Annotated in this window: 5 protein-coding genes; 2 read left to right on the top strand and 3 right to left on the bottom strand. The window is 68.1% G+C overall.

Annotation, left to right across the window (positions count from 1 at the left end):
* Nucleotides 1–36: 36 nt before the first annotated feature.
* Entirely contained in the window at nt 37–3,081 is a 3,045-nt protein-coding gene (locus J2S42_RS30220) for an FG-GAP repeat domain-containing protein (RefSeq protein WP_307244541.1), read from the bottom strand.
* Between the two features lie 427 nt (nt 3,082–3,508).
* Between J2S42_RS30220 and J2S42_RS30225 the strand changes: the two genes are divergently transcribed.
* Both J2S42_RS30225 and J2S42_RS30230 read left to right on the top strand, forming a co-directional pair.
* Nucleotides 3,509–11,218 (top strand): ricin-type beta-trefoil lectin domain protein, encoded by a 7,710-nt coding sequence (locus tag J2S42_RS30225; protein WP_307244543.1) that lies wholly within the window; start codon nt 3,509–3,511, stop codon nt 11,216–11,218.
* Between the two features lie 66 nt (nt 11,219–11,284).
* A complete protein-coding gene (locus J2S42_RS30230; RefSeq protein WP_307244545.1) occupies nt 11,285–11,665 on the top strand; it encodes an SMI1/KNR4 family protein in 381 nt (126 codons plus the stop codon).
* Nucleotides 11,666–11,903: 238 nt separating this feature from the next.
* Here the strand turns inward: J2S42_RS30230 and J2S42_RS30235 are convergent, their stop codons facing one another.
* The gene (locus tag J2S42_RS30235; RefSeq protein WP_307244547.1) at nt 11,904–12,464 is read right to left on the bottom strand and encodes a GNAT family N-acetyltransferase; all 561 of its coding nucleotides are present in this window, start codon (nt 12,462–12,464) and stop codon (nt 11,904–11,906) included.
* Between the two features lie 21 nt (nt 12,465–12,485).
* Nucleotides 12,486–12,932, bottom strand: coding sequence for a universal stress protein (locus J2S42_RS30240; RefSeq protein WP_307244548.1), 447 nt, complete (start codon nt 12,930–12,932; stop codon nt 12,486–12,488).
* Nucleotides 12,933–12,989: the final 57 nt, after the last annotated feature.

Below are 12,989 nucleotides of genomic sequence, written 5' to 3' on the forward strand. Positions count from 1 at the left end.
GCGGCAGCACCGCCGGGCCCGCAGGACGAACGAGAATCAGGCGAGGGCCTTGAACGTGCTCACGTTCACCGGCAGGACGATCTTGACCTCACCGTTGGTGTTGACCTTGCTCGGGTAGTAGACGCGCACCTGGCCGTCGCTGGCCCGGCGGACCCACATGTCCGGGATGGCGTCGCCGTTCTGGTCCGGGATCGAGACGACCGCGGTGATCGCGGCCTCGGACCAGCCGGTGCCGTACTGCACGTCGCCCTGGCGGGACGCCGCGGCGGACTTCAGCGAGGCCAGGTCGACGCTCTTCGCGATCGTGCCCGGCTTGCCGTGCCGGATCGACATGATGCCGGTGTCCAGGTGGCGGAAGAGCAGGTCGGGCGTGCCGTCGAGGTCGATGTCCGCGACGTTGACGATCTCCCGGCGGTCCCAGCCGGTCGTCTCCATCTGCACGGCCTCGGCGAAGCTCGCGCCGGTGTACCCGGTGAGCGTCCAGAACGCGGTGCCGGACCGGACGAACAGGTCGGGGCGGCCGTCGCCGGTGACGTCACCGACCGCCTTGATCTGCGTCCAGGTGGACGGCGCCGGCGTGCCGGACGGCAGCATCACCGAGATCCGGTCGTCGACGTCGAAGCTGCCGTACCCGTCGCCGGGGTAGAGCCAGAACTTGCCGTCCGGGGTACGGGCGAACACGTCCGTGATGCCGTCGCCCGGGTACGCGTCGCCGAACTTGGCGATCAGCGCGGCCTTGCCGGACGAGTCCGTCCAGTGCCCGGCCGGGTTCAGCTCGGTGCCGTTGCGGTAGCCCGCGGCCAGCGACGAGTCCACCTCGCCGGTCATGCCGCCGGGGTAGCTGCGCAGGTTGCCGCCGCCGTCGATGACCAGCAGGTCGGCGCGCCCGTCACCGGTGACGTCACCCGGGCCGTCCGCCTCCGGGCGCGGCGGCACGTAGAACGAGTAGACCGTTGGCTGGCTGGGGTTGCCGACCGAGTCGTACGCCTTGACCGTCATGTTGATCGGCCCGGCGTGCGGCGGCTTCAGGTCCGTGACGGTGACCGCGTTCGCCGACGTCTTGGAGACCTCGGTGACGCCCTCGAACGCGTACGTGAACCGGGCCGCGCCCTGCGAGGTGAACGTGACCGTACCGGCCTGGCCGAACGGCTTCGTGGCCCAGGTGGCGCCGTCGTCGGTCGCCTCCGGGAAGTCCACGCTGGTCACCTCGGGCGCCGGCGGGCCGGACGCGTCGATGGTCACCTTGCACGGCGTGCCGGGGGTGGCGAAGTTGGGGGACTTGGCCGGCGTCGAGTTGCTGTCCTCCGCGTACGCGTCCCAGAGGTAGACGGTCTTGTCGACGAGCGTGGTCGAGGCGATGGTGACGGAGGCTTTTCCGCTGCTCAGGGCCGTGTGCGGGGTGCCGGCCGTGGGCATGGTCGAGCCCGACTTCCAGAAGCGGAAGTACACCGTCTTGAGGTTGCCGTCCGGGTCACTCGCGGTCGCGTTCAGCACCAGGTTGGTGCGGGCGACCGTGATACCGGCCGTGGAGCAGCTGCCGCCCGGCGTGCTGGCGAGCGCCGAGGGGTTGGCCGGCGGCCGGTTGTAGACCGCGGACAGCGAGGCCGACTTGGCGGTGAACTTGCGCCAGGTCTGCGTGTCCCCCTCGGAGGTGGCCCGCATGCCCATGGTCAGGTTGTTCGCGCCCGCGTTCGCGGCCTGCTGGGCGAACGCCTTGGCGTCGAACGAGGCGTAGTCGTCCTTGCAGGCGTCGCGGCCGTGTGCGAAGTTGCGCTTGTTCGCACCGGGGCTCGTGTTCCAGGTCGGCTGCTTGTTCCAGGTGGTGGCCGTGGAGATCGGGCCGGTCCACGCCAGCTGGAACTCGCGCGTGGTGCACGACCAGGAGTGCACGTTGAGCACCTTGAACGTGGCCGACTCGATGGTCGCGCCCTTGATCGCGGCGTCGAAGCCCATCCGCCAGAACGAGCGGGCGGTCATGCCGGTCTCGTCCTCGTGGCCGACGCGCGCCTCGGACGTACCGTTGTTGAAGTTCGTGCCGTTGTTGAAGTTGCTGTTCGGGTGCTGCTTGGAGACGAGCGTCCAGGCCAGCGTGGCGGTGTTCATGGTCGGGTCGAGGAAGACCGGGAAGCGCACGTCCTTGCCGGTGAGCAGGCCGGTCGCGCCCGCGTCGAGCCGGAGCGTGGCGTTCCCGGTGTTGTCACCGTCCAGCTTCACCGGCAGCTGCGCCGACTTCGCGCCCGGCTCGATGCCGCTGAGGCCGGAGAGACGCAGCACGTCCGCGCTGGTCGCGACGGAGGTGCGGGCCGCGGCGCCGGGCGGCAGCTCCGGGTCGGTGCCGGCCGAGTCCCAGCCGAACGGCGTCGGGATCGCGGTGATTTCCTTGCCGGCCTTGTCCAGCACCTGCACGCCGCCGGTGACCTTGTCGGACTTGAAGACCGCGGTCGTCGAGCGCAGGCCGTAGGTGACGGTGCGCACCGCGGCCTGCTTCGCGGCCTCGGGCGTCTTGACGATCAGCAGGTTCGCGAAGCCGCCCTCCTCGCGCGCGACCAGCAGCAGGTCCGCACCGGGCAGCACCTCGGGGTAGAGCGCGCGCGGCCCGTCCAGCACCGCCTTCGGCAGCGGGCCGGGCCAGGTGTACGTGATGGTGTGCTCGCCGACCTCCGCCTCGGCGAGCACACTCTCCGTGCCGCTGGTCCCGCCCTCGGCGAACCGCACCGGCGCCGGCGCGTTCGCGGGCCGCACGACGCCGCCGGAACCGGCCAGCGTGATGTCGATCGGCGCCCACTGGCCCGAGGCGTTCTTCGCCCGGGCCGGCACCGCGGTGATATCGGTGCGCAGCTTGCCGGTCGGCAGTGCCCAGGTCTGCGAGGTCTGCGTGGTCGCGGTCTCGACCAGGACGTCAGTGCCGGTGCTGGCCGCCTCCGCCATCGCGGCCTGCTCGTCGCGGGGCGCGGGGACCGGTGGTGCCGGCGGGGCGGCCACCGGTGTCTCGTCTCGATGTATCCACAGTGGTGACAAGGCGGCGACGAGCACCGCGGCGAGCGCGCCCGCGGTCAATGTTCGCCGCGTGCGCGTGCGCACGAAAGGGACGGTCACAGCGTTTTACTCCCCAGGGGCCAGGCGACGAATTGGACAGCCCGAGCGGTCCCGGCCGGGTCCGCGGGGCAGAGAGCGGGCACACGATCGCATACCCAGTGTGTTCTCAGGGTGTTATGAGGCCGTTATATAGCTCCATGAATCGATTGCGTGACGACCGGTTATATCCGCTCTGGCCGTTTTGTGCGTGGGATTTGCGCCTACAACGTTGAGTACCCCTTTTGGGCGCTCCGTCGGTAAGGTCCAGCTTTGGAGCCAAACATCGTGTGATCTAAATCTCTCGACCGAACGTTCGGTGACTGTCCGTGTACTTGTCCGGATGATCGTCGTGCCGCACAGTGCCCAGGCACGCGCCTTGAGTGGCGTGTCTTTTGTGGTGCCTACACGGGGAGACGCACCGATGCATGGTGGTATGGGTCCATTGTGGCCGCGGAAACGCGGTCGACGCTGGTCAAGGCCGGCACGCGCGACACTGATCGCGCTCCTGTCGACCACGCTGGTGGTCGCCGGGACGGGAACGCAGGGACTGGCGGTGCCGCCGTCCGGCGCCGACCGCAATCAGCAGGTCGACCTGCCGCCGCTGCCGGAGACCGCACCGGTCGACCAGGACGAGTCCGCGGACCAGACGCTCGAACCCGCGCCCGAGGTGCCGGTCGACCCGTACGCGCCGACCAACGTCGCGCCGTGGAGCGAGGGCACCGGCACGGTCGACCTGACCGACGTCGACCCCGGTGAGCTGGTCAAGGTCGCGGACCTGCCGGTGTCGCTGGGTGTGCCGCAGGGCGTCGAGCCGGAGGCGCTGGACGGACAGTGGACCGTCGACCTGGCCGCGCCCGAGGCGTCGCAGGACGCCGGCGTACCCGGTCTGATCATGAAGCTTTCGGCGCCGGCCACGGCGGACCCGGCGGCGTCCGTCGCGCTGAGCGTCGACTACACCACCTTCGCCGACCTGTACGGACCGCAGGCCGCCGACCGCTTCGGCCTGATGCTGCTGCCCGACTGCGTCTACGACGCGGTCGGCACCGGCGACTGCGCCCCCAGCGAGGGCGAGGAGGAGCCGGCCGAGCCGACTCAGCTGCTCTCCAGCGAGGTCACGGTCGCCCCTGCTGCCGCGAATGCTCGCTCCGCTTCGGGTTCGTCGGCCGAGCGCCGGATCGTGACCGGCACCGTGCCGGTCTCCGGCCTGCTCGCGGCGCCCGCTCCCAACGCCGGCGCGCGCGCCGCCGCCGCGGCCGACGCCGGCGGGGTCGTCGGCGCGCTGGACACCGGTGCCTCGGTCTCCGGCGACTTCACCGCGACGCCGCTGCTCTCCTCCGGCTCCTGGGCCGCCGGCTCGTCGTCCGGCGCGTTCACCTACTCGTACCAGGTCACGGTCCCGCAGACCGGCGGCGGCATGGCGCCGCAGATCAACCTGGGCTACTCGTCGCAGTCGGTCGACGGCCGCACCTCGTCGACGAACAACCAGGCCTCCTGGATCGGCGACGGCTGGGACTACAGCGCCGGCCAGATCACCCGCACGTACGCGGGCTGCCGGCACGACTCGAAGAAGGCCGGCTCCAACAACGCCAAGCACAAGACCGGCGACATGTGCTGGGGCTCGCAGAACGCCACGCTCTCGCTCGGCGGCACCACCACCGAGCTGGTCTACGCGAACGGCACCTGGACCACCGCGAACGGCGACGGCTCGAAGATCGAGCAGAAGTTCGACACCAGCCGCGGCAACGGTGACAAGAACGGCGAGTACTGGATCGTCACCACCCGCGACGGCACCCGCTACCACTTCGGCCTGAACAAGCTCCCCGGCTGGACCGACGGCAAGGCGGTCACCAACTCGGTGCTCACCATGCCGGTCTACAGCAACCACGCCGGCGAGCCCTGCTACAACAGCGAGTGGACGAAGTCCTGGTGCACCGAGGCGTGGCGCTGGTCGCTCGACTACGTCGAGGACCTCCAGGGCAACGCGATGAGCTTCTGGTGGACCAAGGAGGACAAGGGCTACTACGCCCGTAACTTCAACTGGAAGGCCCCGGTCTCGTACGACCGCGCCGGCTACCTCTCGCGTATCGACTACGGTCAGCGCAAGGACTCCATCTTCACCGCGACCGCACCGGCCAGCGTCTCGTTCAGCGTGGCCGAGCGGTGCTACGCCGAGGGCAGCCTCACCTGCTCCGCGGAGAACTTCAAATCCAAGGACCCGGGCAAATACCGCATCTGGTACGACACGCCGGCGGACCTTCGCTGCGAGGCGAAGAAGATGTGCTGGAACGCCGCACCCACCTTCTGGTCCACCAAGCGTCTGGACAAGATCACCACGTCCGCGCTGCGGGTCTCCGGCAGCACCACCCGCCAGGTCGTCGACGAGTACAAGCTCGACCAGACCTTCCCGGTCCTGAAGACCGGCCCGAACACCGCGCTGTGGCTCAAGTCCATCACGCGCACCGGTTACGGCCTGAACACGGCCGCGAACGAGCACATCACGCTCAACGCGGTCAAGTTCGAGTCCAACACCGAGGACATGCCGAACCGGGTCAAGAACGACAACCGGCCCGGCTTCTCCCGTCTCCGCATCGGCCGTGTGATCAACGAGTACGGCGGCGAGACGGTCATCAACTACAAGAAGCCGGAAGGTGACTGCGCCACCGGAACCGGCCTGCCGGGTAAGACGGACACGGCCGCGCTGAAGAACAACACGCGGTTGTGCTACCCGTCGTACTGGCACCCGGATCCCGAGGCCGAGCAGATCGACTGGTTCCACAAGTACGTGGTCGACTCCGTCGAAGAGCTCCCGAACGTCGACGGCAGCTCGAACACGGTCACCCGCTACCAGTACAACGGTGCCGGCTGGAAGCTCGCCGAGCAGGAGTTCACCAAGAAGTCCACCCGGACGTACTCCCAGTTCGCCGGATTCCAGCAGCTCACGGTGCTGACCGGCGCGGATGAGCCGGACTTCGGCGGCAAGGCCAGCAAGTCGGTCACCCGCTACTTCCGCGGCATGGGCGACGACGTCTCGATGAAGGACATCGCTGGCGTCGAGATCGCCAAGGACCGGGAGCCGTTCGCCGGCCGGATCGCGGAGGAACTTACCTACCCGACCGCCACCTCGGACACGGCGACGGAGTGGCTGACCCGCTCGGTCACCGTTCCGGCAGCGCAGGAACTGGCCCGGCGTAACCGCGACGACGGGCTCAGCCCGCTGATCGCGTGGCGGGTCACCGAGCCGCGTGCGATCTCCTACACCCGCTCCTCCGGCACCGGCGACGACACCCGCACGCTGCGCGTGCTCGAGACCAAGACCACCTACGACACGGTGTACGGGCTGCCGACGCTGGTCGAGTTCGCCGGGGATACCGGCAAGGCCGGCGACGAGACCTGCACGAAGCTGGAGTACCTGCACCGTGAGGACAAGAACCTCATCGGTCTCTCCAAGCAGGTGCTCGTGCTGCCGACGCTCTGCGGTGCCAGCCCGGACTTCTCCGATCTGAAGAAGCTCAGCTCCGCGGCCCGCACCGCCTACGACAGCGCCGGTTACGGGGTCGCACTGACGGCGACCACGCGCGGCCTGGCCAGCCAGACCTTCTCCCTGAAGGCGGACAGCACCGGCTTCCAGTCCGACGGCACCACCGGCTTCGACGCTATGGGCCGGGTCACCTCGACGACAGACGTCGACGGCAAGACCTCGACCATCACCTACGAGCCGGCCTCCGGGCAGGCCTTCAAGATCACCGAGAAGAACTCGCTCGGGCACGAGCAGATCAAGGAGATCGAGCCCGGCCGCGGCGTCAGCGTGCGCGTCACGGACGCGAACAAGCTGGTCAGCGTCTCCTCCTACGACGCACTCGGACGGCTGGTCAGCGGCTGGGCGCCTGGCCGTACGCCGAGCGCCACCACGCTGCCGGACTTCCAGGCGACCTACAGCACAAAGGCGGGCGAGATCCCGTACGTGACCACGCTCACTCGCGGCCACGACAACAAACTACAGAGCTCGATCACGTTCTTTGACGGTCTCGGGCGCGAACGCCAGTCGCAGGAGGAGGCGATTGGTGGCGGTCGGCTGATCACTGACACGCTGTACAACGGCTCAGGTGAGGTCTGGCAGACCAACAACGCGTACTACACCACCAGGAGCCCCGAGCCGAAGCTGTTCTGGCCGGACGCGGACACGGCCGTGCCGAATGCGACTCGTTACACCTACGACGGTCTCGGGCGAGTGCTCACCGAGATGCCGGTACTGAACGGTGCCGACAAACCGGACCGGGCCACCCGGTACGAGTACGGCGCTGACTGGTCGACGGTCATCAACCCGGCCGGCGCCCCGTCCTACCGTGTATTCAGTGACGCGAACGGGCTGACCACGCGGATCGACACTTTCAAGGACGGCAACCGGGCGGCGTTCACCAGCCTGCGGTATGAGTTCGACGACCGCGGCCAGATGGTGAAGGCGTCGCACGGGAGCAACGCTGGCAAGCAGTGGTCCTGGACGTACGACCAGCGCGGCCGCATGGTCACCGCCACCGACCCGGAAACCGGCACCACGACCACCACGTACGACCACCAGGACCGCCCCCTCACCACGACGAACGCGCGCGGCGTGACGCTGTGGAATGGGTACGACCAGCTGTCCCGGCCGACTCAGCAGCGGCTCGGCGACGCCAATGGCACGCTGCTGGCGTCGTACACCTACGACACCGCGGCGAGGGGCATCGGCCTGCCGGCATCGGTCACGCGGTATACCGACGGGCTGCCTTACACGCAGGCGATCGGCGGGTTCACCACCGACTACCAGCCGACCTCCACCACGCTGACACTGCCGGAGAGCATTGCCAACGAGTGGGGCCTCAAACCCACCTACACGTATAGCTACGACTACACCGACACGGGTCTGCCGGAAACGATGCAGATGCCGGCGGTCGGCGGCTTCCCCGCCGAGAAGCTGCTGGTGCGCTACACCAAGGACGGTCTGCCGCTGACCGTGTCCGGCCAGGACTGGTACGGCAGTGAGACCGCGTACTCGCCGTACGGGCAGGTGCTCCGCTCGACGATGGGCACGCATCCGTACCGGGTCTGGGCGCAGTCGACCTACGACGAGGCAAGCGGCGCGCTGACCGCGCAGCAGGTCTACCGGGAGAACGCCGGAAACAAGGCGCTGGTCGGTGGCAATCTCGCGAGCAACCGTGAGTACAGCTACGACCCGGCCGGCAACGTCACCGCGATCCGCGAGCGCGCGGACGGCATCGCGGAGCGGCAGTGCTTCACCTATGACGGGATCGGGCAGCTCACCAAGGCCTGGACCGCGAAAGATCAGCAGGCATGTCACGCCGGTCCGGCCAACGCGGACGGCACGAACAACATCGCGCCCGGGCAGGATCTCTCCGGCTACTGGCAGGAGTACGGCTACGACGATCTCGGCAACCGGAAGTGGGTCGCCAACAAGGACATCACCGGCGACCGGGCCAAGGACGTCGCGACCGAGTACTCGTACGGCAAGGCCGACGGCAGCCAGCCCGGCACGCTGACGAAGATCAAGAAGCGGTACACGACGCCCGAGGGTGCCGAGGTCGCCGCGGAGGCCGAGCGGCTCTATGAGGTCACCGGCGAGACGAAGACTGTCACCTCGCTGGACACGGGTGACAAGCAGGAGCTGTCCTGGACGTACGACGGGCAGATCGAGCGGATCACCGGTCAGGGCGAGAGCGGCAAGACCGCCTACTACGGGCTGGGCGACAAGTGCTTGGACCTGCAGTCCGGGCTGGCTCAGGCTGGTCAGCCGCTTCAGCTGTACGCGTGCAACGCCTCCATCGCGCAGAAGTGGACGTTCAAGGCCGTACCAAATCAGAACGACCCGAACCTGGGCACGCTGTCCGGCTACGACTCGTGGTGCGTGCAGCCGTCCGCGAACACCGCCGGCTCGGCCGTCGGCATGCAGAAGTGCGACAGGTCGGCGGCGCAGCGGCTGAAGCGGAATGCGTCGGGGCAGCTCACCCACGTTGCGTCCGGGCTGTGCCTGGCGGTCAAAGACGGCACCAACGCCAACAGCACGCCGATCGTGCTGGCCGCCTGTGATGCGGCGGCGGCCGGCCAGAAGTGGGACCCGCAGAACCACACCCGGTACATCTACGGGCCGAGCGGGACCCCGCTGCTGAGCATCCAGGGCAAGCAGGCCACGCTGGACCTGGGCGAGGCTCAGGTAACGGTGAACCGCGGCGGCGGGCTGGTCAAGACGCACCGCGGTTACGCCACGCCGGGTGGCAGCATCCTCCGATACGCGTACGGCGCGGGCGGATCGTCGCTGGTGGCCATCGCAACAGATCAGCAGGGTACGCCGTCAGCGGAGATCGTGCTCAAAGAGGGCATGGAGACGCGGATCCGCAAGCAGGATCCGTTCGGCAACCCGCGTGGTTCCGCCGCGATGACCGCCAACATGCAGACCGGCGCCGGGTTCGTCGGTGCCGGAAGGGACGACGCATCCGGTTACACCCGGCTCGGGGCGCGGCTCTACGATCCGGCGATCGGACGCTTCATGTCCGCTGACCCGATCGTCGACCTGCAGGATCCGATCCAGTCGAACGGATACGCGTACGCGCACAACAACCCGGTTACCTACTCGGACAAGTCCGGGCTGTCCGTCTCGCTGACCCCGTCGGAGATGGCGGCGGCGCTTGCCGGCGCCGGGCTGTCCGCAGCCCAGGTCTCCCAGGCTCAGGCGACGATGAACCAGTCGCTGATGTCGGTGATCCTCTCGGCCGCCTGGGGCGTCCTGGCCGAATTCATCGGCATCAATGACGCGATCGGCTGCTTCGGCGGCGACATGTGGGCCTGCGGGAGCCTGATCATCGGGGCCATCCCGTGGGGCAAGGTCGCGAAGATCCCGGGTGTGATCAAGGCGGTCAACCGGACCATCAACGCCATCCAGGCGTGGATCACGGCCAAGAAGACGGCCGAACGGGTGCTGGCCGCGGCGAAGATCGCCACCAACCAGGCGCTCGCCGCCAAGAAGGCGGCGATCGAACGAGCGAAGAAGGCCGCGGAGGCGGCTCGCAAGAAGGCCGCCGAGAAGGCCAACACGACGAGCAACAAGGCGGTCAACGAGGCCAAGAAGACCGGTGCGCCCGTCCACAAGGACGCCCAGGCGAAGGCGGCGCCGAAGTCGTCGTCCGCAGCCGGCGCAAGACCCGCCGCTGGCAAGACCCAGTCGTCGAAGCCCAGCGGCAGAGAAGGCGGTGCTTCCCGGGCAAAGGGCGGCACCAGCGGCGACAGCGGCGCGGGCCGGGCCGGTGGCGGCAGCTGTAAGACCAATAGCTTCATCCCCGGCACCCAGGTGCTGATGGCGGACGGATCGGCAAAGCCGATTGAGGACGTCAGGCCCGGCGACGAGGTGCGTGCCACCGACCCGAACACGGGTGAGACCACGACCCGGACGGTCACGGCCACCATCACCGGCGAGGGGGTCAAAAAGCTGGTCAAGGTCGTCGTCGACACCGACGGTGACCGGGGCACGGCGAGTGCTGAGGTCACCGCGACCGACGGCCACCCGTTCTGGGTGCCGGAACTCGGCGAGTGGATCGATGCGGCCTCCCTGCAGACCGGTCAGTGGCTGCAGACAGGCTCGGGCTCATGGGTGCAGATCGCCGCGGTCGAGCGCTGGACGGTGCCGGACGCCACCGTGCACAACCTGACGGTCGGCGAGGTCCACACCTATTACGTGCTCGCCGACGCCGAATCGGTCCTCGTACACAACTGCGGGCTGGCGGAGATCGCGGCGGACCATCGCACCAATGCGAACGGCGGGCTGGGTGTCAAGGAAGGTAAGAACATCGCCGTCATGCACACGCAGATCGACGGGCAGTCGCCAACGGTGGGAGTGGCGACCAGCGGCAAGCATGTCAACCCCGGTGAGGTGGGCATGCCCAAGACCAGGCAATTCGTGCCGCCGAACCCGTCGAGGCAATTCGATTCCGAGGTGTTCCTCTTCGAGGATCTTGCCACCCGTCTCACTCCGACATCTACCGGAACCGTCAATCTCTACTCGGAGCGGATAGTCTGTCCCAGTTGTGGAGACGTCATCGATCAGTTCAAGGCGAGATTCCCTGGCATCAAGGTCAATATCACGACCGGGCAGGACTGAGCAATGCACTCAATTTCTGAGCTGGCGGATCTGATTCGTCGCGAGGATCCCGAAGCTGTGCGAGGTGTGACGGCGCAGCAGGTCGCCGAGATCCAGGAGGCGTGGGGCGTCCCGCAGCTGCCGGCGGTGTATGTGGATTTCCTTACCCACATGGGGTTCGGAGCGGGCAGGGTGCTTCGCGGTACCGACGCGTTCTTCCCGGCCGTGCGCCAGATGAAAAAGTGGGGAGACGATTTCTTCCACGAGAACTCAGGAATTTCGCGGCCGGGCGAGGCAGTTGTGTTCGCAATGCATCAGGGCTATCTCGTCTACTGGATGTCGGATATTTCATCGCCCGACCCTGAAGTTGTGCTCTGCGCGGAAGGCGACCCGTCGCCATCGCGCGTCTGGCCTTCTTTCACGGCTTTCCTCAACTCGCACTACGAGGATGAGCCGGGGGTGAAATAGGCGCCTTCCCGGTTGGTCGTCCGGAAGGATTGATATTGTGAGCGGGAGCCGGATCGCGAGATCCGGCTCCCGCTGTCGTTCGTCAACAGTGCAGCGAGGCACGCTGGAGGGAATCGACGGCAGTCGTGTGCATGACGACCCTCGGGCTGCCCTGTCGACTCTGTTCGCCTTTCCTCCGGACGGTCAGGAGAGGCGACGGATAGATACGAACGATTCGGCCGTAGTAGTTCTCCGAGCGCTACTCCATCGGCGAGAGGGGAATTGCCGGACGTGCATCGGTTGGGGCGGAATGGAGGTCCCGCTCGAAGAAACGCCAGTGCTGCCGCATGTGCGCCGGGATCTCCGTCTCCTCGTAGGGGCCGCGCTCGACGAAGCCACGCGACAGGTAGAGGCGCTGTGCGTCGGTCATGAAACGGCAGGTGTCGAGCCGGATCGTGGTCGCGCCGAGCGTGCCGTGGGCCTCGGTGAGCAGCCGATCCAGCAGCGCGGCGCCGAGTCCGAGGCCGCGGCCGCGCGGGTCCACGTACATCCGCTTGACCTCGGCCATCTCAGGGGTGAGCGTGCGCAGCGCGGCGACGCCTACCGGCTCACCGTCGCGTTCCGCGACGATCAGAAGCCCTTTCGGCGGTACGAACGAGGGCAGCGATTCCCGGATGGCGCTCAGGTCGGTGGGGGAGTCCTCGACGCCGTACTCCTCGCGCAGCCGTCCCACGGCCCAGCTTAGATAGTCGCTCATCAGTGCGGTTACCGCGTCCGAGTCGGTGCTGAGATCTGCGTGGCGAAGGATGGTGGCGCTCATGACCCGAAGCCTAGAACGGTCTCAAGGTACGACGGTGACCGGCCATTTCGCGGTCCGGACCAGCCGTATCGCGACCGACCCGGCCAGCCGGCGCCCGAGCCCGGCGGAGGCGCCCACGATGATCCCGCTGGCCTTGACCTCCGTGGCGACCTCGCCCAGCACGCGCAGCGGATCGCCCGGCCGGACCACCAGGCGTGCGTCGACGCCCCACTCGCGGGCCTGCTGGTCGAGCATCTCCAGTAGCTCGGACTCGACCTCGCCCTGCGCCTCGACCAGGGCCTGCACGGCCGTCCCGCCGAAGGTGAGGAACGCGCCGGGCTCGCGCCGGACGTAGACCGCGAAGAGCCGCGCGCGCTGCCGCCGGGCGAGACCGAGGGCGTAAGCGGCGGCGCGCAGTGAGCTCTCGGAGCCGTCGACGCCGACGACCAGGGCCGACGGGCCGTCGGTGCCGAGTTCGAAAGCGCCCACGATCGCGGCCTCCTGGCTGTGCCGAAAGTAGGCGCGATTCTATGGCGACGGCCCGGG

The organism is Catenuloplanes indicus (assembly GCF_030813715.1).
In the GTDB taxonomy this organism is placed as follows: domain Bacteria; phylum Actinomycetota; class Actinomycetes; order Mycobacteriales; family Micromonosporaceae; genus Catenuloplanes; species Catenuloplanes indicus.